This window comes from Halomonas sp. A3H3 (assembly GCF_000982975.1).
GTDB lineage: Bacteria > Pseudomonadota > Gammaproteobacteria > Pseudomonadales > Halomonadaceae > Vreelandella > Vreelandella titanicae.
In genome coordinates this window covers 5142475-5161999 of sequence record NZ_HG423343.1, presented here as the reverse complement: position 1 = coordinate 5161999, position 19525 = coordinate 5142475, and the positions used below count along the sequence as shown (strand labels likewise).

18 protein-coding genes are annotated in these 19525 nt (G+C 52.2%); 17 read left to right on the top strand and 1 reads right to left on the bottom strand.

Features of this window, described 5'->3' with window-relative positions; all coding sequences use genetic code 11:
* The first annotated feature begins 52 nt into the window (after window positions 1–52).
* From HALA3H3_RS23475 to orn, 8 genes are all read left to right on the top strand, one after another.
* A complete protein-coding gene (locus tag HALA3H3_RS23475) occupies window positions 53–574 on the top strand; it encodes a TRAP transporter small permease subunit (RefSeq protein ID WP_022523979.1) in 522 nt (173 codons plus the stop codon).
* Window positions 564–1871, top strand: coding sequence for a TRAP transporter large permease (locus HALA3H3_RS23470; protein WP_022523978.1), 1308 nt, complete (start codon window positions 564–566; stop codon window positions 1869–1871). The genes HALA3H3_RS23475 and HALA3H3_RS23470 overlap by 11 nt, the downstream gene beginning before the upstream one ends.
* Window positions 1872–1883: 12 nt before the next feature.
* Window positions 1884–3083: a mandelate racemase/muconate lactonizing enzyme family protein gene (locus tag HALA3H3_RS23465; RefSeq protein ID WP_022523977.1), complete on the top strand. Its 1200-nt coding sequence runs from the start codon at window positions 1884–1886 to the stop codon at window positions 3081–3083.
* An 11-nt stretch (window positions 3084–3094) separates the two neighbouring features.
* On the top strand, window positions 3095–3862 hold the full coding sequence (locus HALA3H3_RS23460) for an SDR family oxidoreductase (RefSeq protein WP_022523976.1): 768 nt from the start codon (window positions 3095–3097) through the stop codon (window positions 3860–3862).
* A 9-nt stretch (window positions 3863–3871) separates the two neighbouring features.
* Complete coding sequence (locus tag HALA3H3_RS23455; RefSeq protein ID WP_022523975.1) at window positions 3872–4915, top strand: L-idonate 5-dehydrogenase; 1044 nt, start codon at window positions 3872–3874, stop codon at window positions 4913–4915.
* Between the two features lie 180 nt (window positions 4916–5095).
* Window positions 5096–5806, top strand: a complete 711-nt coding sequence (locus HALA3H3_RS23450) for a GntR family transcriptional regulator (protein WP_022523974.1) — start codon at window positions 5096–5098, stop codon at window positions 5804–5806.
* Window positions 5807–5830: 24 nt separating this feature from the next.
* Window positions 5831–6805, top strand: a complete 975-nt coding sequence (locus tag HALA3H3_RS23445) for a 2-hydroxyacid dehydrogenase (protein WP_022523973.1) — start codon at window positions 5831–5833, stop codon at window positions 6803–6805.
* Between the two features lie 253 nt (window positions 6806–7058).
* Window positions 7059–7664, top strand: a complete 606-nt coding sequence (gene orn / locus HALA3H3_RS23440) for an oligoribonuclease (protein WP_022523972.1) — start codon at window positions 7059–7061, stop codon at window positions 7662–7664.
* A 16-nt stretch (window positions 7665–7680) separates the two neighbouring features.
* Here orn and queG read toward each other — a convergent pair whose 3' ends face one another.
* Complete coding sequence (queG, locus tag HALA3H3_RS23435; RefSeq protein ID WP_022523971.1) at window positions 7681–8808, bottom strand: tRNA epoxyqueuosine(34) reductase QueG; 1128 nt, start codon at window positions 8806–8808, stop codon at window positions 7681–7683.
* Between the two features lie 97 nt (window positions 8809–8905).
* Between queG and HALA3H3_RS23430 the strand changes: the two genes are divergently transcribed.
* The 9 genes from HALA3H3_RS23430 (at window position 8906) to hflC (ending at window position 19391) form a co-directional block, all read left to right on the top strand.
* Window positions 8906–10378 (top strand): bifunctional ADP-dependent NAD(P)H-hydrate dehydratase/NAD(P)H-hydrate epimerase, encoded by a 1473-nt coding sequence (locus HALA3H3_RS23430; RefSeq protein WP_053857084.1) that lies wholly within the window; start codon window positions 8906–8908, stop codon window positions 10376–10378.
* An 11-nt stretch (window positions 10379–10389) separates the two neighbouring features.
* Window positions 10390–10905 (top strand): tRNA (adenosine(37)-N6)-threonylcarbamoyltransferase complex ATPase subunit type 1 TsaE, encoded by a 516-nt coding sequence (gene tsaE / locus HALA3H3_RS23425; RefSeq protein WP_039859770.1) that lies wholly within the window; start codon window positions 10390–10392, stop codon window positions 10903–10905.
* Window positions 10896–12359, top strand: coding sequence for an N-acetylmuramoyl-L-alanine amidase (locus HALA3H3_RS23420; RefSeq protein WP_053857083.1), 1464 nt, complete (start codon window positions 10896–10898; stop codon window positions 12357–12359). The genes tsaE and HALA3H3_RS23420 overlap by 10 nt, the downstream gene beginning before the upstream one ends.
* A gap of 18 nt (window positions 12360–12377) precedes the next feature.
* Complete coding sequence (gene mutL, locus HALA3H3_RS23415) at window positions 12378–14285, top strand: DNA mismatch repair endonuclease MutL (protein ID WP_041158154.1); 1908 nt, start codon at window positions 12378–12380, stop codon at window positions 14283–14285.
* Between the two features lie 60 nt (window positions 14286–14345).
* Complete coding sequence (gene miaA, locus HALA3H3_RS23410) at window positions 14346–15284, top strand: tRNA (adenosine(37)-N6)-dimethylallyltransferase MiaA (RefSeq protein ID WP_022523967.1); 939 nt, start codon at window positions 14346–14348, stop codon at window positions 15282–15284.
* A gap of 192 nt (window positions 15285–15476) precedes the next feature.
* The gene (gene hfq, locus HALA3H3_RS23405) at window positions 15477–15725 is read left to right on the top strand and encodes an RNA chaperone Hfq (RefSeq protein ID WP_007114649.1); all 249 of its coding nucleotides are present in this window, start codon (window positions 15477–15479) and stop codon (window positions 15723–15725) included.
* A 37-nt stretch (window positions 15726–15762) separates the two neighbouring features.
* Window positions 15763–17073 carry a ribosome rescue GTPase HflX gene (gene hflX, locus HALA3H3_RS23400; protein WP_022523966.1) on the top strand — a complete coding sequence of 437 codons (1311 nt, stop codon included), beginning with the start codon at window positions 15763–15765 and terminating at the stop codon, window positions 17071–17073.
* 149 nt (window positions 17074–17222) lie between these two features.
* A complete protein-coding gene (hflK, locus tag HALA3H3_RS23395; protein WP_022523964.1) occupies window positions 17223–18494 on the top strand; it encodes an FtsH protease activity modulator HflK in 1272 nt (423 codons plus the stop codon).
* Window positions 18495–19391 carry a protease modulator HflC gene (gene hflC / locus HALA3H3_RS23390; protein WP_022523963.1) on the top strand — a complete coding sequence of 299 codons (897 nt, stop codon included), beginning with the start codon at window positions 18495–18497 and terminating at the stop codon, window positions 19389–19391.
* Window positions 19392–19525: the final 134 nt, after the last annotated feature.

Here is a 19525-nt window from a genome sequence, read left to right as displayed (position 1 = left end):
AATGCCAATAAACCGAGGCCATTAGGCCTCGGCTTACTCAAGGAGAGACTCTATGCCACCTGCTAAGCATAAGTCATCGATTGCAAAAACAATAACGGCACTTTTTTCTTTGCTGCTACTCGTGATTGTGGCCGTCACTTTTTACGAAGTGTTAGCCAGGTATATATTTAAATCTCCCACCCTGTGGGCCAATGAGCTGGCACTTTGGTTATCTGCGATTCTTTATGCGGCGGCAGGTGTCTATGCAATGCAGCTCGACCAACACCTCCGTATTACCGTCTTATATGACGCTTCGCCATCTTGGCTAAAGCGAGTATTCGACTGTATCCAGCTTATTTGCGTGCTTACTTACTGCTTGGCGGTATCCTGGTTCGGTTGGCCCAGTTCATGGAAAGCATTGTCAACGTGGGAGCGCTTTGGTACCGCTTGGAATCCTCCCATACCTGCGACAGTCAAGCCTGCCATAGTGTGCGCAGCACTGATAATAGCGATCTACGCGATTATCAATTTCGTCAACAATATGCGGGGGATCGACACTCGCTCACTGGCTGAGGAGAAGGGACGTGTCGATTGAGTTAATTACCCTAGTACTTGTTCTTGGCGTTCTATTTCTGATGGCCATAGGTGTGCCGCTGGCCTTTGCTGCGGGCTCTCTTGCGATCACAATAGCTTATTTTAATTATGGTACTCCCGTCATCGCCATTGCCCACAAAACGATATATGGGCTGGCTACTGAGTATGCGTTACTCTCTATTCCGTTGTTTATATTTATGGCAACGCTGTTAGAAAGATCGAGAATAGCTCACGACCTTTACAATAGTCTCAATAAACTATTTGGACACCGAAAAGGTGGGGTAATGACCGTTACGCTTGTTATATCCATCTTTATGGCTGCCATAAGCGGTATCATAGGTGGTGAGATTGTTCTGCTCGGTCTAGTGGCTCTACCTCAAATGTTGAGGCTTAACTATGATAAAAAACTGGCAATTGGCGTGATCTGTGCTGGCGGTTCCTTGGGGACAATGATCCCTCCGTCAATTGTGCTAATTGTTTATGGGCTCACCGCCGAAGTCTCAGTACATAAATTGTTTCTTGCTTCATTTTTTCCAGGCTTTGTATTAGCGCTTGCCTATTATGCTTATATCTATATTCGTTGTACGTTAAATCCAAATCTAGCCCCAATGCCTGATAAAGTAGAAGTCGAAGCCATTGGTTGGAAGGACATTATTCATGGCTTCCTTCCGTTTCTGTTGCTAATTTTTATCGTGTTTGGGTGCATCTATGGAGGAGTAACATCAATTACAGAAGCAGCTGGGGTAGCTGTGGGCGCCACCCTTATGGTGATATATGCACGCAAAGAGCTTTGCAAAGAGTTAGTGTGGCAAGCGCTTAAAAGGACGCTCCTGTCATGCGGTATCATTTTATGGGTAACTTTTGGCGCAGCTGTATTAATTGGAATATACAATCTCTCAGGGGGGCAGCAGTATGTTACTAGCTTTATTGCTGGGCTAGGTATTTCTCCTTTTGCAACAATCTTGGTTATGATGCTAGTGTTTTTTGTGCTTGGGCTGTTTATGGATTGGATTGGAATACTGCTTCTTACAATTCCTATTTTTGTACCCATTGTAACTCATTTAGGTTATGACCCAGTATGGTTTGGTGTGCTCTTTTCACTAACGATGCAAGTTGCATTTTTGTCACCTCCATTTGGGCCGGCTGCATTTTATTTGAAAAGTGTTGCCCCACCTGAGATCAGCCTTCAGACAATATACGCTTCGCTTTGGCCATTTATGCTTATACAAATAGCAATACTGGTATTTATGTTGGCTTTTCCTGGTATAGCACTTTGGTTGCCTGCCGCACTCAGCTAAAAAGGATTAAAAATGAAAATAACAGCGATAAAAACATATCGACTAAAAGAATTTTCCAATGTGCTTTGGGTGCACGTTGAAACGGATGCAGGTATCGTCGGTTTAGGTGAAACATTTTATGGTGCTGGGGCTGTAGAGGCCCATATACACGAAACACTTTCCGAGCGGTTGTTGGGCAAAGATCCTCTTCATATTGAGGCTTTGCACAAAGAGATGGTATCACTCCCCATGGCGCAGTCTTCAACAGGCGCTGAATACCGCGCAGCCTCTGCTATCGACATAGCTCTCTGGGATATCTTTGGTAAAGTATGTAACCAGCCAGTCCACCAAATGTTAGGGGGGCTTTGTTGGGAGAAAATTCGTATATATAACACTTGCGCAGGTTATCGTTACGTTCGAACCAACAATATCAAGCCGGTTTCAAATTGGAATATAGGTGCCTCAGAGGGGCCTTATGAGGATCTGGACGGCTTTATGAACCGCCCAGCGCAGTTAGCTGAAAATCTCCTGGAGTCGGGTATTACGGCAATGAAAATCTGGCCATTTGACCCCGCTGCTGCTGAGACGCGTGGCCAGTACATCACCTCACCGCAAATGAAAAAAGCGATAAAACCTTTCGAAGAAATACGTAAGGCTGTTGGCGATGAAATTGACATCATGGTTGAGTTTCATTCTCAGTGGAATTTACCGACCGCAAAAAATATTGCTAAGGAATTGGAGCAATTTAATCCCACTTGGTATGAAGACCCCATCCGAATGAACTCACCGCAAGCACTTGCTGAGTTTGCCGCTTCTACCTCTGTTTGGACGTGTGCCAGTGAAACGCTTGGCTCTCGTTGGCCCTATAAAGACATGCTGGATCGTGACGCAACCCATGTGGTCATGGTCGATCTCTGCTGGACTGGGGGGTTAACAGAAGGGCGCAAAATAGCCTCCCTTGCCGAAACCTGGCATCGCCCTTTTGCTCCTCATGACTGTATTGGCCCGGTCGGGTTTGTGGCCGCCATTCATATGTCGTTTAGCCAGCCAAACACGCTTATTCAGGAGAGTGTAAGAGCTTTTTATCGAGGCTGGTACACCGAGCTGGTAACAGCTGTACCCAAAATCGAGAATGGCTTTGTATATCCCATGGAAGGGCCAGGGCTTGGTGTTGAATTACTGCCCACTTTCTTTAAACGCTCCGATTTGAGCGTGAGAAAAACGTCACTTTAAAGGAGATACCCATGGCAACGAATCTTTTTGACTTAACGGGTAAAACCGCTCTCATTACCGGCTCTTCACGGGGCTTGGGTCGCGCTTTTGCCGAGGGGCTTGCCAGTGCTGGAGCTTCGATCATTCTTAATGGCACGAGCCTAGAGAGGCTTGAGGCAGCTAAAAGAGAGATGACTCAGAGTGGCTATCATGTCGAAATAGCAGCTTTTGATGTCACCAATGAAAGCGAGATTAAATCAGCCTTCGACCAATTCGATAAAGCTGGTATCAATATTGACATTTTGATAAATAATGCCGGAATACAATTTAGAAAGCCGATGGTTGAGCTTGAAACATCCGATTGGCACCGTGTAATCGATACTAATTTAACCTCAGCTTTTGTTGTCGGCAGAGAAGCGGCAAAGCGAATGATTGAGCGTGGTCACGGAAAGATAATTAATATCGGATCCCTAACCAGTGAGCTAGCCCGGGCAACGGTTGCTCCCTACACGGTAGCCAAGGGTGGGGTTAAAATGCTGACTAAGGCGATGGCAGCTGAGTGGGGAGAGCATGGTATCCAGGCTAACGCCATTGGGCCTGGTTATATGTTGACTGATATGAATGAAGCCCTAACCTCAAACCCAGATTTTGATACATGGGTAAAAAGCCGAACACCTGCCCGTCGTTGGGGAAAGCCTGAGGAACTCGCAGGAACAGCCATTTACCTTAGCTCCGCTGCTTCAGCCTATGTTAATGGACAAATAATTTATGCTGATGGCGGCATGATATCAGTGCTATAGGGGGCCTTTATGCAAACAATAGTCATACACTCCCCTGGTGACTTGCGCGTCGAAGAGCATCAAGAAGCGCATCCGCCTGGTTCAGGTGAAGCAAAAATAACGATTAGTAAAGGTGGTATTTGCGGCTCTGACCTTCATTACTTCCATAACGGCGGTTTTGGTGCGGTAAGGTTGCAAGAGCCTATGGTTCTAGGGCATGAAGTAGCTGGTGTTGTCGCGGAACTTGGCATAGGTGTTTCACATTTGAAAGTGGGCGATAAGGTGGCTGTGAATCCTTCTATGCCTTGTGGCACATGCCAGTACTGTCAAAATGGCCAACGAAACCAATGCGAAGACATGCGTTTTTTTGGAAGTGCCATGCGTTTTCCTCATCAACAGGGGTTGTTTCGCCAAAATGTCACGATTCCAGCCCAACAACTCTACCCGCTACAACTCGATACTGACCTGACATATGCTGCTTGCGCAGAGCCTTTAGCCGTTTGCCTCCATGCTGTACGCCAAGCAGGCTCTTTGGTCGGGAGTAACGTATTAGTCTCGGGATGCGGGCCGATTGGCTGCTTAACGGTACTTTCTGCTGCTCGTGCTGGGGCTCAATATATTACCGCGACAGATCTTTCTGATGCTCCTTTAGCGATTGCGGCTCAATTAGGTGCGCATCGTAGTGTTAATCTCAATAGCCAACCAGATGCGTTGACCTCCCTTGCTCACGGGAAGGGTAGCCAAGATGTTATCTTTGAATGCTCGGGTAGCCCCAAAGCACTTGCGTCGGCATTAGAGATTATTAAGCCCGGCGGTATTATTATTTTGGTCGGTTTAGGTGGTGAGATTCCATTTCCCTTAAATTTAGCGGTTGCTAAGGAGGTTAAGATGATGGGGAGCTTCCGCTTTGACGAGGAATTTTCCCAGGCAGCTGATCTTATTGATAGAAAGGTGGTTGATTTAAAACCTTTCGTATCTTCAGTTATACCTTTTGGAGAGGCAAAGTCTGCTTTCGATCTAGCTTCTCTGCGTGAAAAATCCATGAAAGTTCAGCTTGATTTTGACGGAAAATGAGTTTTTATATGGTAATTTGTTGTGCTTTTTTTGATAGAGGTTGATTGAATGTTAGATTTATGTTTGCTATGAAAGGTGTGATGAGTATTTTTGTTTATTTACCAAGTATAATATTTTATTTGGCGAGCTTATGTATGGAAAAATAGGCAAGTTTTGTCCGATAACAATGGCTGAATAGATATGAGCAATAAAACTAGTAATGCGGGTCAGAACCTGCTTGATCTCGCCTATGATAAGCTTGAAGAACTCATTGTCACCTGCGAGCTAAAGCCAGGCAGCCATCTTAGGATTCAAGACTTACAAACGATGACAGGCTTTAATCGAATGCCGGTGTATCAGGCGACAACTCGTTTGGCTGCTGATACGTTAATGATTATTCATCCGCGACAAGGTGTCCAGATTTCACCAATAGACTTGTCTCGTGCTTCATTACTGCTTGACTTACGTCGAGACCTTGAAAGGTTTGTTATATCGCTGGCTAGCCAAAGGGCAAGCGACGCGCAAAGAAGACAGTTTCGCCACATAGCTAACTTGTTAAAAACAAGTGAGTCTTTAACTATCTCTGAATTCAATGCTTATGATAGCAAAATAGACCAAATGGTGCTTTCCGCGTGCGGTGAGCCTTTTCTACAGTATACGCTTAGACCTCTGCATACTATTTTTCGAAGAATTGGCTGGGTTTATCATTCCTATACTGCCGGTGGGGAAAGTCTTGATAGTACCGTGGAAGGTCATATCGCTGTCCTGGATGCCATACTTTCCGGTAAGCCAGAACAAGCCGCACTGGCATCTGATAAGCTTATTGATTTTGTGAAAGATATGTTGCCGGTTTTAAGCGATGAATTACCTCCTAGTGTCTTTGATGTAAGAATGGAATTTAAACAACCTTAATTTAATAACAATACTGGAGCTTCCATGAACATAGTCTTTCATGGCAAAAATGCACAAACATTTTTTAGCAATTTTGAATCCCTTCTTGAGGACGATCACACCATAAAACTGTTGCCAGATACGCTCGAATCCGAAGAAGATATTGCTTGCTATGCCGGTGCCGATGTCATTGTTGGTGTCAAACATGATTCATCGCTACCTACTTTAACAAAAACAAAGTTGTTTCATGTCCCAGGCGCTGGTTATGACGGTTTAGACCTCTCTCTGCTTCCAAGCACAACAACGGTCTGTAATTGTTTTGGCCATGAGCAAGCCATCGTTGAGTATATTATATCAGCTCTGCTGCTGAGACATGTTCCTCTAGCGGATGCTGATAAAAAATTAAGACATGGTGACTGGGAGTATTGGGCTGGTGGTGCATCAGGCCTACGCACTGAGCTATCTTCTGAATCCATAGGTATCATCGGTTTTGGACATATTGGGAAAGAATTGGCAAGTCGAGCTCATGCTTTTGGAATGGATGTTTCAATAGCAAATAGGAGCATAGTTGAAGCGTCTAACCAAATAAAAAAATATTATGCTTTTGATGATCTATCTTCTATGTTGAAAGATGTCGATATTGTCGTTAATACGCTTCCGCTGTCTAAAGATACTGAAGGTTTTATTGGTCAAAAAGAGTTTAAAGATATGAAAAGGAGCGCTGTTTTTGTCAATGTTGGTCGTGGCCGCGTGGTTGATGAGAAAGCGTTATTTGATGCCCTAAATGAGTCGAGAATTGCTAGCGCGGTCATAGATACTTGGTATGTCTATCCAGCAGGCTCAGAGTCTAACCCTTTACCCGCTTCTCTTCCTTTCCATGAATTAGACAACGTGATTATGACCCCGCACATGTCAGGATGGACACACGGTACGGTAAAGCGCCGCCAGTTAACGATGGCACGCAATATTAATAAACTTTCCAAGGGTGACGGCGATCTTGTGAACATTGTTTCTACTTAAATGCCAATTAAATCAGAGATCTGCTTGTGAATCTTTACCCATAATTAAAACGGCATAGTTTGCTGATGATATAGCTTCAGCGGCAGATGCGGAACTGTTTCCTCTCGTGTTAAAGTGCGAGAATTTATAGGGCCTGTGGACGTTTCGTCGTGATTCACGCTGAAACGTCCACAGGCCCTTGTTTAACTGTAAGCGTAAATTTAAGGCACAATGGCATGATTTGAATAGCCATTTAGGCAAAAGGATAACGGTAATGAGCAACGATACGACGGGTTCAACAGAAGGAAAAACAGCGCCGCGGAATGATCTGCTGGTGTGGATTGATCTAGAGATGACCGGTCTCGATCCTAATAAAGAGCGCATCATTGAAGTAGCCACGCTCATTACAGATGCGGATTTGAATGTGGTCGCCGAGGGGCCGGTTATTGCGGTGAAGCAGCCCGATAGTCTGCTGGCGCAGATGGATGAATGGAACCAGAAAACCCACGGCGAATCAGGCTTAGTCGCACGCGTGAAGGCAAGCCAAGTGGAAACCGCTGAAGCTGAGCAGCAAACCCTGGCGTTTTTGCAGCAGTACGCAGTGGCAGGTTCGTCGCCCATGTGTGGCAACAGCATCCATCAGGATCGTCGTTTTCTCGAGCGTGAAATGCCTGCGTTGCTCAACTTTTTCCACTACCGCAATCTTGATGTGTCTACCATAAAAGAAGTGGCCAAACGCTGGAACCCCGGTGCGCTGGCGGGCTTTAGTAAACAGAATGTGCACTTGGCCATGGACGATATTAAAGAGTCGATTGCCGAGCTGGCCCACTACCGCAATACATTTTTACGCGTTGATCAGCGCAGCGACGAAGAAGAATAGCTAAGAAGAGTAGCGTTTAAGACGCGTCAGTGGCAATGCGCTCACTGCGTTTAAGACGCTGCTCCTCAAGCGCCCAGGCGACGTGTTCACGCACCAGCGAGCTTGGGTAGGCTCTGCGCGCCCAGAGCGCGGCTTCAACGGCCTCGCTCCAGGGCGCGTTGCCCAGGCCAATGGCGATATTGCGCAGCCAGCGCTGGTAGCCAATGCGCCGAATGGGGCTGCCAGCGGTTTTATCCAGAAACTCCGCTTCGCCCCAGCCAAACAGGCTAATAAGCGATGCGCGATCCAGGTCATGGCGCGGCGCAAAGTCATCTTCCTGGGTAAAATGGGTAAAACGCGTAAAAGGGCATACCAATTGGCAGTCATCGCAGCCGTAAATACGGTTGCCCATGGCGCGACGAAACTCGACTGGAATCGCCCCGTGCAACTCAATAGTGAGATACGAAATGCACTTGCGCGAGTCGATCACTTTATCGTCAACAATGGCACCGGTGGGGCAGGCCACTTTGCACGCGTTACAGCTACCGCAGTGTTCGTGCTCAAACGGTGCGTCAATGGGCAATGGAAGGTCAGTATAGAGTTCGCCAACAAAAAACAGCGAACCCGCCTTGGGGTTGAGCAGCATGGCGTTTTTGCCAAACCAGCCGAGCCCCGCTTTTTGAGCCAGGGCGCGTTCCATCACCGGCGCTGAGTCGACAAAAGCGCGGTAACCGAAGCTGCCGACTTCCTGCTCAATTTTTTTTGCTAATAGGGCTAACCGTTTGCGGATTAGCTTGTGATAATCACGCCCAAGGGCGTAGCGCGATACATAGGCGCGGTTGGGCTGACCGAGCACCTTGGTGCTCTCCACCTCGGCGGGCAGGTAATCCATACGCACGCTGATAATGCGTTGAGTGCCGGGTTCCAGCTCCTCTGGGCGAGTGCGCTTGGTGCCATGCTTGGCCATAAAGCCCATTTCGCCGTGGTAGCCCTTTTCCAGCCACGCGTCGAGGTGGTCTTCATGAGCCGACAGTTCAGTATCGGTGATGCCCACCTGCTGAAAGCCCAGCTCTCGCCCCCAGGTTTTAATCAGGTCGGCAAGGCGAGCAAGTTTCTGGTCAGTCATTGCACCATCAGAACGTGCAAAGGCAGTGGAATTCGACATAGTCAATCAACAGCAAGGCATTAAGCGCGCTATGCTAACGCATTGGCAGCCATCAAAACATGTGAAAGGAGCGATCGTGACAGTCCCGAATACTTCCATGCTACGCCCCCTCTATAAAGCCGCCCAGGTTCAGGAACTCGATCGGCGCACGATCGCCGGGGGTATCGATGGCTTTGCATTGATGCAGCGCGCCGCCTCAAGCGCCTGGCACAGCTTCCGCTCCCGCTGGCCACAAGCACGTAGTATCACCGTGCTATGTGGGAGTGGCAACAACGGTGGCGATGGTCACGTGCTGGCAGCGCTAGCCATGCAGTCGGGCCTCAAAGTGCAGCGGATAACCCTTAAGTCCGTTGAAGAGCTCAGCGGCGACGCGGCCCGTGCTGCAGAATTAGCAACATCCGCGGGCGTGGGCTGCGAGGAGTGGCACGCTGGGATTGAGCTCACCGGCGAAGTGATTGTTGATGCATTGCTGGGTACCGGGTTGACCGGTGAAGTAGAGGGGCGCTTCAAGCGTGCTATTGAAACGATCAACGCTGCAAAGCAGCCAGTCCTGGCGATTGATATTCCCTCTGGATTGGTTGCCGACACCGGTGCGGTACCGGGTATTGCTGTGAAGGCCTCCTGCACGGTGACCTTTATTGGCGATAAGGTTGGATTACATACAGGTGATGCCCCTGCCTATACTGGCGAGATCGACTTTCGACCCCTGGGTGTCAAAGCCCAGGCCTATTTCGATATTCCCCCCACGGCTTGGCGGCTGGATGATTCGCTGCTGGCAGAGGCTTTTGCACCACGCCTGCGTACCAGCCATAAAGGCGACATGGGCCATGTGCTGATCATGGGCGGCGCGCCTGGTTTCGGAGGTGCCGCGCTGCTGGCCTGTCAGGCTGCTGCCCGCTTAGGGGCGGGTAAAGTAAGCTTGGCGACTGCCCCAGAACATATTGCCGCCAGTTTGGTGTGTTGCCCGGAGGTGATGGCTCATGGCGTACGCGGTGGCGCTGAGGCCGCTGAACTGCCCAGTAACGCTGACGTTGTGGTGGTAGGGCCAGGGCTTGGTCAGTCTGCCTGGGGGCAGGCGGTGCTACAGAGTGCGTTGCAGTCAGATACCCCACTGGTGGTGGATGCCGACGGGCTTAACCTGCTGGCGCGCCAGTGGCCGGAGGTTCGCCGTGATAACTGGATTTTGACTCCACACCCCGGTGAGGCCGCGCGACTATTGAACTGTTCCGTTGCCGATATCCAGTCCGACCGGCCCGCTGCTGCCCAGGCACTGCAACGCGCTCGGGGTGGTGTGGTGATTTTAAAAGGCGCGGGCAGTTTAATTGCTGGGCCTAGCGGTTTGGTGGTGTGCCCTTACGGGAACCCCGGTATGGCCAGCGGCGGCATGGGCGATGTGCTTAGCGGCATGCTGGGGGCGTTGGTTGCTCAGCGGGGCGAGGTGGAGTTTAGTGTCTGGCTAGGTGCCATGGTGCATGCGTTAGCGGCCGATCGCGCGGCAGCGGAAGAAGGCGAGCGTGGCCTGCTGGCCAGCGATCTGGCATCCTATGCGCGAAAATTGATTAATCCGTGAAGGCAGCCCACATGCAGGTGCAATTAGACAACGAAGAGGCCCAGGTCGCTTTTGGCGAAACTCTCGGGCACGTATTGCAAGGACGCGGGCTCGTCTATCTAGAGGGTGAGCTAGGTGCCGGTAAAACCACGTTAACGCGTGGCATCCTGCGGGCTTACGGCCATCAAGGGGCGGTTAAAAGCCCCACTTACACCTTGGTAGAGCCTTATGAGTTGAACGATCAGCGGGTTTATCATCTGGATTTATACCGCTTAGCGGATCCAGAAGAGCTTGAGTTTATTGGTGGTCGAGACGTGCTGGCCGACGATGCAGTCACCATTATTGAGTGGCCCAGCCGCGGTGAAGGGTGGTTGCCAGCGCCTGACCTGCGCCTAACCTTGGAAGTAGTGGCGCAAGGGCGTTTAGTCTCATTAGCTGCGGGTAGTGATAACGGTCAGCGTATGCTTGAATTATTGCGAAGTAAGGTAAGTGCAGTCAGTAAAGAAGGTTCCGACCAGTTGGAGAACGGTGTGATTCAATGGAAATGAAGGGCATAGCGGCAGGCGTATATCGCTTATTAGCCGCCGGTTTTTTTGCCCTGGCGGCGGTTGATGTACAAGCGTCCAGCGTAGAGAGCATGCGGCTTTGGGCGGCGCCAGATCATGCCCGGCTGGTGTTTGATCTCTCCGCTGCGACTAATGCCAACGTATTTTCGCTGGATAACCCGGCGCGGTTGGTGATTGATTTAGATGATACCCAAATGGATACCGACCCCAGTACGCTGCCTTTGCACGACAGTGCAATTACCTCGGTGCGTACCGGCGTGCGGGAGGGTGGGGGCCTGCGGGTAGTGCTTGAACTCAATCGAGAAATTGAGCCACGCCATTTTACCCTGACACCTAACGACCAGTACGGTCACCGACTGGTCGTTGATCTCGAATATCCTGGTGAGAGTGCCGTCGAGAATCCGATTGACCCCATTGAGGCGATGATTCGGGACCAGGAAATTCAGGCCCAGCGGGCATCTGCTCAAGGCCAGCTGTCGGACAGCGTGGCGCCGCCTAGCGAGGCAGCGCCGACAGAAGTGCAGGAAGCCAAGCCGCACCCAAGGCGCGATATTATTATTGCCGTCGACGCCGGTCATGGTGGTGAAGACCCAGGGGCGATTGGCCCTTCAGGCACACGGGAAAAGGACGTAGTGCTGGAAATTGCCCGTCGCCTAGCCGCTGAAGTGAACGGTACTGAGGGCTTTAAAGCCGTGCTGGTGCGGGATGGTGACTACTATATAGGGTTGCGTCAGCGTACCGCACTGGCACGTGAGCAGAAAGCCGACTTTTTTGTTTCGATACACGCCGATGCTTTCACCAGCCCAAGACCCCAAGGGAGCTCGGTCTATGCGCTTTCTCAGCGCGGCGCCACCTCGGAAACCGCCCAGTGGCTGGCGGATAGTGAGAACCGCTCCGACCTTATCGGCGGTGTCGATGGCAGTCTCTCCTTGCGTGATAAAGACCAGGTGCTGCGCGGCGTGTTGTTGGATTTGACCATGACTGCCACGCTGAATGACTCGCTCTCGATCGGTGGTCAGGTATTGGAGCAGTTAGGCCGCATTAACCGGCTGCATAAGTCGCGGGTCGAGCAGGCTGGGTTTATGGTACTGAAGTCTCCCGATATCCCCTCGCTGTTGATCGAGGTTGGCTTTATCTCTAACCCTGACGAAGAGCGTCGGCTACGCGACCCAGTACACCAATCAGGGCTTTCTCAGGCTATCTTCAGCGGTTTGCGCGAGCATTTCGAGCGCTTCCCACCGCCGGCCAGCCTGCTTGCCTGGCAGCGTGATAATCAGCGTCGCCCTTCGGGTAACGAGTACCGTATTCAGTCGGGAGACACCCTGTCAGCGATTGCTGTGCGTCATGGCGTGCCGGTTAATCAGTTGAGGCAGGCCAATGACCTGAATGGTGACGTGATTCGCGTTGGCCAAGTGTTACAGATTCCCCGTTCATGAGGTGCCGTGTTGACTGATATAACCGCTATCGCACCGCGTATACAGGTACTCGACCCACGGTTGGCCAACCAGATTGCCGCCGGTGAGGTGGTTGAGCGCCCCTCATCGGTCACCAAAGAGTTGATAGAGAACGCTATTGATGCGGGCAGCCAGCGTATCGAAGTAGAGATCGAGCAAGGGGGCGCGCGGCTGATCAAAGTGCGCGATGACGGGATTGGCATTGGCGAAGAGGATTTGCCGCTGGCCCTGGCCCGCCATGCCACCAGTAAGATTGGCAGCCTGGAAGACTTAGAGGGCGTTAGTTCGCTAGGCTTTCGCGGTGAAGCGCTGGCATCGATTAGCTCCGTCTCGCGGCTGGAGCTGATCTCCAATGCCGAAGACGACCCCCGCCATGGCTGGCGGGTGGTTGCGGAAGGGCGGGGCATGGAAGCACGGGTGACACCTGCGCCACACCCCCGTGGTACCAGCGTTGGCGTGCGCGATCTGTTTTTTAATACCCCCGCCCGGCGCAAGTTTCTGCGCACAGAAAAGACCGAATTTGCCCATGTAGAAGAGGCATTTCGCCGTCAGGCGCTATCCCGCTACGACATCGCCTGGGTATTGCGCCATAACCAAAAAGTCATTCACCAGTTGCCCGCCGGTCACTCTGCGGCGGCCCGGGAGCGGCGTATTGCCTCGCTGCTGGGCAAGAATTTTATCGAGCATGCTCGCTATATCGAGCGCGAAGCGGGCGGTATACGGCTAAGCGGCTGGGTTGGCTTGCCCACCCACTCGCGCTCACAGGCTGACCAACAGTACTTTTTTGTCAATGGACGCGTGGTGCGTGATCGTTTGGTCGCCCACGCGGTGCGTCAGGCCTATCGTGATGTGCTGTTTAACGGCCGTCATCCGGTCTTTGTGCTTTATCTGGAGCTTGATCCAGACGTTGTGGACGTCAACGTCCACCCCACCAAGCATGAAGTGCGCTTTCGTGATGGTCGTATGGTTCACGACTTTCTCTATTCGAGCCTCCATCACTCCCTGGCGTCGGCTAAACCCGCTGAGAGTGCAGAGGAGCATGATGCCGAGGTGGCTGATACGTCAGGCGCATCGCCACAGGGCGAAGCTTCAGAAGTGGGTGCCGAACAACCCCGCTGGCAGCAGCAGGGGATTGCGCTGACCCACTCGCCGGATCGCCACCCCGGTGCTGAGCGCGTGCGCCGCTTTATGCAGGGTTATCAGGCGCTACACCCCAATCACGAAGAAACGCTGTTAACGCCTCAGCCGAGCCCTCCCAGTGAGCGAGGTAGTGAGGTGCGTGAAGCGCCCCTGGCGATGCCTGATAACGATCCCACTGCGCCACCACCACTAGGGTTTGCGCTAGGGCAGTTGCACGGCATTTATATTCTGGCCCAGAACGCTGAGGGATTGGTGCTGGTGGATATGCATGCCGCCCATGAGCGAATCGTCTATGAGCGCATGAAGACACAGCTGGCCGCTGCCAAAGGGTTGGATGCGCAGCCGCTGCTAGTGCCTGTCTCCATTGCTGCTAGCCGGGCCGAAGTGGCCACGGCAGAGAGCGAGCAAGAGGCAATTGCCAAGCTGGGTATTGAGCTGGATATCGCCGGGCCAGAGACGCTGCTGGTACGCCAACTGCCGGCGTTACTTGCCCAGGCTGATCCTGAGGCGCTGGTGCGTCAGATGCTGGAAGAGCTGGCGCGCTATGGGCGTACCCATCAAGTCGAGGCTAGGGTGCATGAACTACTCTCTACTATGGCCTGTCATGGCAGCGTGCGTGCCAACCGTCGGCTTACTATCGACGAGATGAACGCGCTACTGCGCGACATGGAGCGCACCGAGCGCAGCGACCAATGTAATCACGGTCGTCCCACCTGGACGCAGATGGGGCTCAAAGCGCTTGATCGGCTCTTCTTGCGCGGCCAATAGATGCTTGAACAACAGCTGCGCAATCAGTAATCACCATTTTCTTAGCTAATGGAACCGCGCATGGCTGATACCCGCCCCTGGGCGATTTTTTTAATGGGCCCCACGGCCGCTGGGAAAACCGATGCTGCAATGGCGCTACACGAGCGCCTGGGGCATGAGCTGATTAGCGTTGACTCGGCCATGGTATATCGCGGCATGGATATTGGCAGTGCCAAACCCAGCGCGAGTGAGCTTGCCCGTGCGCCTCACCACTTGATCGATATCCGCGATCCCGCTGAGCCCTATTCGGCGGCCGATTTTCGTTTAGATGCGCTTTCTCTTATGCGACAAATCAGCGCGGCGGGCAAAGTCCCCCTGCTGGTCGGCGGTACTATGCTTTACTACAAGCGGCTGGTCGAAGGGGTGGCAAACTTGCCTTCTGCCGACCCGGCTATTCGCCAGCGGCTTGAAGCACAGTGGCAAAACGAAGGACTATTGTCGCTACATCAACGCCTGGCAGAGGTGGATGCGCTATCCGCCCAGCGCATTCACCCCAATGACCCGCAGCGCGTCATGCGCGCACTGGAGGTGTACTACGCCAGTGGGCGGCCAATGAGTGAGCTGTGGGCGGAGCAGCAGCCGGAAACCTTTCCCTGGCGCGTGTTGTCGATAGCTTTGGCGCCCAGTGATCGCAGCTTGCTGCATCAACGCATTGCCCAGCGTTTCGAAGTAATGTTGGGTGAGGGCTTGATAAATGAAGTCGCCGCCCTCAAAAAGCGTAATGACTTACATTTAGGCCTACCGGCGATGAAGAGTGTTGGTTATCGCCAAGTGTGGGAGTACCTGGAAGGTGAGTATGACTATGCCTCCCTCGTTGAGCGAGGCGTGATCGCAACTCGTCAGTTAGCCAAGCGACAATTAACCTGGTTAAGAAGCTGGCCAAAACTTAACTGGGTAGATTCACAGCGCTCAGATGCACTGGATCAGGTGTTGAAACTCGTGCGTGACAGCAGTGCTTAGCGTAAGATAGTTCGCTAAGCTGGTAATTTAGGTAGTGTGTTTTCGATTGGCTGGGTGTTTGAGCCTTTCGAATATCACTAGGCTCTTCGGGCATCATTCGGCCTTTCGGGCAGTAATAAAATAGTGCGGCGTAGCACCAGTAGGGCACGCCATTTGATAATTAACCCCAACGACAGTTTTAGGGAGAGCAACATGTCCAAAGGGCAGTCCCTTCAAGACCCGTACTTGAACATTCTGCGCAAGGAGCGCATTCCGGTCTCTATCTTTTTGGTCAACGGCATTAAGCTGCAGGGCCAGATCGAATCGTTTGACCAGTTTGTTATCCTGCTGCGCAATACCGTTAGTCAGATGGTTTATAAACACGCTATTTCCACGGTTGTTCCATCTCGCAACGTACGCTTGCCTGCGCAAGACCCGGCAGAGCAGGATGCGGAGATTTAACACCGCTGGAGAAGCAAGAGAGTCCACGAGGTATTGATTGTTTTTCGAACGCCCAGACGCCGGTGAAACGGCAGTTCTTGTTCACGTCGATTTTCATGATGAACAAAAACGTGAAGACCCGGGTGAGTTTTTAGAGCTCGTACGCTCTGCTGGTGCAGAGCCTGCGACTCTTCTCACTGCTAGCCGCCACCGACCTGACTCGCGCACCTTTATTGGGTCAGGTAAGTTGGAAGAGCTGCGGGCACTGCTCGCGGCTCATGAGGCAGAGCTGGTGATCTTCAACCATAGCTTAAGTCCCTCTCAAGAGCGCAATGTAGAGCAAGAGCTCAAGTGTCGAGTGCTCGACCGTACTGGTTTGATCCTCGATATCTTTGCGCAACGGGCAAGAACCCATGAAGGTAAGCTGCAGGTAGAGCTTGCTCAGCTTGAATATATGTCGACTCGCCTCGTGCGTGGTTGGACACACCTAGAGCGGCAAAAAGGTGGGATTGGCCTGCGCGGCCCAGGCGAGACGCAGTTAGAAACTGACCGTCGTCTGCTGCGTGGTCGGATCAAATCGATTCACAAACGGCTCGATAAAGTGCGCAGCCAGCGCGACCAGAATCGCCGAGCGCGTGCGCGCGCGGAAATTCATAGCGTATCGCTGGTGGGGTACACCAACGCCGGTAAGTCAACGCTATTTAACGCCTTAACCAATTCTGAGGTGTATGCAGCCGACCAGCTGTTTGCGACACTTGACCCTACTTTGCGGCGGCTTGAGATTGAAGACGTTGGTCCGGTAGTGATGGCCGATACCGTGGGCTTTATTCGCCACTTGCCGCACAAGTTGGTTGAGGCGTTTCAAGCGACGCTCCAGGAAGCCTCTGAAGCGTCGTTGTTGGTACACGTGATCGATGCCGCAGATCCTGACCGCGAGTTAAACGTGGAGCAGGTGGAGCTAGTGCTCAAAGAGATCGGCGCCGATGATGTGCCGGTACTCAAAGTCATGAATAAAATTGATAAGCTCGATAGTGCCCCACGTATAGAGCGTGATGGGCATGGTGTGCCCGAAGTGGTTTGGCTTTCGGCCCAGCAGGGCCAGGGGCTTGAGCTGCTCCATGAGGCGCTGACCGAGCGCTTGGCAAATGATGTCATTGGCTTTTCGCTGACACTGACTCCCGAGCAGGGTAAGCTGCGGGCAGGGTTGCACGAGCTCAATGCCGTTCGCGAGGAAGCCTTTGATGAGCAGGGGTATTCAGTGCTTGATGTGCGTTTGCCGCGGCGTGACTTTAATCAGTTGATGGCCCAACTGGGCGAGCGAGCCAACACCTATTTACCTGAAGCGCTGCGTGAAACCAATGAGTGGTAAGCGACTTAATTACCCATCCTAGTACGCTGCATGTATGCAGTTTTGTATAAAAATGGTACAAGGTTTATAGAGCAATAATATCAAAACGCGGTGGTGCCGCCTAAGTGTGATGCCATTAGCGTTAGCGAATACCTTAGTGGAGACGAAGTATGGCCTGGAATGAGCCTGGTGGTGGCAACCAGCACGACCCTTGGAGTAGTGGCGGCCGACGCGGTGGAAACGACGGCGATGGAAACCGTGGCAGTAATAATGGCGGCGGCAACAATGGCAATAAAGGGGGCAACAACCAAGGTCCACCTGACCTGGATGAAGCGCTGAAAAAGTTTCAGGACAAGCTCAACAGCATGTTGGGTGGCGGCAAAAAAGGCGGCGGCAAGAAAACCGGTGGTGGCGGTAGTGATAAGAACCGCAACCCTTTCGCGCTGCCAGGCCTGCTGATTATTGTTGCGCTGGCTATTTGGGCTGCAATGGGCTTCTACCTCGTGGATCAATCCGAGCGCGGCGTTGTGCTGCGGTTTGGTGAGTTTCAGGGCATCGTAGATCCAGGCCTGCAGTGGAATCCGCCGCTGATTGACGATGTACGTATGGTCAATGTGACCCGTGTGCGCTCTCTGTCGCAGACCCAGTCGATGCTGACCCGCGACGAAAACATTGTCGAAGTGGAAATTTCTGCTCAGTACCAAGTAGCTAATCCACGTGATTTTGTGCTTAACGTACGCGATCCTGCTATCTCGATTGAGAATGCGCTGGATTCGGCACTACGTCACGTCGTCGGCGGTACCGATATGATCGATATCCTGACCTCGGGTCGTGAGATTCTGGGTAGCTCGGTCGCTAGTCGTCTACAGTCCTATCTCGACAACTACGGTGCTGGTATTCGTTTACAGACCATTAACATCGAGTCCACTTCGGCGCCCGCGCCAGTGATCGACGCCTTCGATGACGTTATTCGTGCTCGTGAAGATCGTCAACGCACCATCAACCAGGGTATTGCTTACGCCAACGCAATTATTCCTGAAGCGCAAGGTCAGGCGCAGCGTATCGTTGAGCAGGGCCAGGGTTACCGTGAGTCGGTCGTTGCTGAAGCGCAAGGTCAAGCCAACCGCTTTAACTCGCTACTCTCCGAGTACAGCAATGCCCCGGAGATCATGCGTGAACGTATGTACCTGGACACAATGGAAGAAGTGTTTAGTAATTCGCCGAAGGTGCTGCTGGATGTAAGCGAAAACGCGCCGCTGATGTATCTGCCCCTTGATCAGCTTAGTGGTGGAAGCAGTAATCGAAATAACTCTTCGAGCGGAAGCGCCAATAGCGATGAACAGCTAGACCCGAGTGTGCTTGAGCGGTTACGCAGCACCCAAAGCAGTTCCAGCTCTTCATCGAATACCAATAGTAGCTCCATCCGCAGGGAGGGCCGGTAAATGATTAATAATCGATCCCTGCTGATTGTTGGTGGTCTGGCTGCCGTGGCGTGGCTGGCAAGCAACACTCTGTACGTGGTAGACGAAACCGAGCGTGCCGTTAAGCTGCGCTTTGGTGAAGTCATTGAAGAGAATATTCAGCCTGGCTTGCACGCTAAAGTGCCGATCGCGCAAACGATCCGTAAGTTTGATGTTCGATTGCTGACGCTGGACACCGATACCAGCCGCTATCTGACCCTCGAGCAGAAAGCGGTTATCGTTGACTCCTATGTTAAGTGGCAGGTGGTTAATCCTACTCGCTACTACGAAGCGACGGCCGGCGATGAGTTGATGGCCATTCGCCTGATTCAACCGCGGGTGGATGAGAGCCTGCGTAATGAATTTGGTCGCTTGAATCTTCAGGAAATTATCGCCGAGCGTCGTGATGACCTGATGACGGGCCCCACCGCAGAACTCGACGAGCTGATGCGTGAAGAGCTCGGGGTGGCAATTCGCGATATTCGTATCAAGCGCATCGATTTGCCCGAAGACGTATCAGCCGCTGTTTTTGAGCGGATGCGCTCCGAGCGTGAGCGTGAAGCTCGTGAATGGCGTGCTCAGGGTCAGGAAGAGGCTGAGCGTATTCGCGCCAATGCGGATCGTCGTCGCCAAGTACTGCTTGCCCAGGCCAATGAGCGCTCCGAGACGCTGCGCGGTGAAGGTGATGCCCAAGCCGCTGCGATTTTCTCTGAAGCGTATGGTCAGGATCAGGAGTTCTACTCTTTCTGGCGTAGCCTTAATGCCTATAGCGAAAGCTTTGCCGACGATGGCAATCTGATGGTGCTGGAGCCGAGTAGCGACTTCTTCCGCTATTTGCGCAGCGCTGAACCAGAAAGCGGTGAAGACAGCGGCGAGTAAACCGCCGTTGGCCGGTGCTCCTCGTCTTGGTTTGTTGATAGCCAAGCGGGGTTCACCCGGCCAATAAACGTGATAGAATTTGTTGACCGGGCGTCGCCCGGTTTTTTTGTGGCTCCTATTTCTTCAAGTTCAAG

Coding starts and splice junctions, on each gene's coding strand:
- HALA3H3_RS23475 (WP_022523979.1), top strand. CDS start 53: ATGCCACCTGCTAAGCATAAGTCATCGATTGCAAAAACAATAACGGCA.
- HALA3H3_RS23465 (WP_022523977.1), top strand. CDS start 1,884: ATGAAAATAACAGCGATAAAAACATATCGACTAAAAGAATTTTCCAAT.
- HALA3H3_RS23460 (WP_022523976.1), top strand. CDS start 3,095: ATGGCAACGAATCTTTTTGACTTAACGGGTAAAACCGCTCTCATTACC.
- HALA3H3_RS23455 (WP_022523975.1), top strand. CDS start 3,872: ATGCAAACAATAGTCATACACTCCCCTGGTGACTTGCGCGTCGAAGAG.
- HALA3H3_RS23450 (WP_022523974.1), top strand. CDS start 5,096: ATGAGCAATAAAACTAGTAATGCGGGTCAGAACCTGCTTGATCTCGCC.
- HALA3H3_RS23445 (WP_022523973.1), top strand. CDS start 5,831: ATGAACATAGTCTTTCATGGCAAAAATGCACAAACATTTTTTAGCAAT.
- orn (WP_022523972.1), top strand. CDS start 7,059: ATGAGCAACGATACGACGGGTTCAACAGAAGGAAAAACAGCGCCGCGG.
- queG (WP_022523971.1), bottom strand. CDS start 8,808: ATGTCGAATTCCACTGCCTTTGCACGTTCTGATGGTGCAATGACTGAC.
- HALA3H3_RS23430 (WP_053857084.1), top strand. CDS start 8,906: ATGCTACGCCCCCTCTATAAAGCCGCCCAGGTTCAGGAACTCGATCGG.
- tsaE (WP_039859770.1), top strand. CDS start 10,390: ATGCAGGTGCAATTAGACAACGAAGAGGCCCAGGTCGCTTTTGGCGAA.
- HALA3H3_RS23420 (WP_053857083.1), top strand. CDS start 10,896: ATGGAAATGAAGGGCATAGCGGCAGGCGTATATCGCTTATTAGCCGCC.
- miaA (WP_022523967.1), top strand. CDS start 14,346: ATGGCTGATACCCGCCCCTGGGCGATTTTTTTAATGGGCCCCACGGCC.
- hfq (WP_007114649.1), top strand. CDS start 15,477: ATGTCCAAAGGGCAGTCCCTTCAAGACCCGTACTTGAACATTCTGCGC.
- hflK (WP_022523964.1), top strand. CDS start 17,223: ATGGCCTGGAATGAGCCTGGTGGTGGCAACCAGCACGACCCTTGGAGT.
- hflC (WP_022523963.1), top strand. CDS start 18,495: ATGATTAATAATCGATCCCTGCTGATTGTTGGTGGTCTGGCTGCCGTG.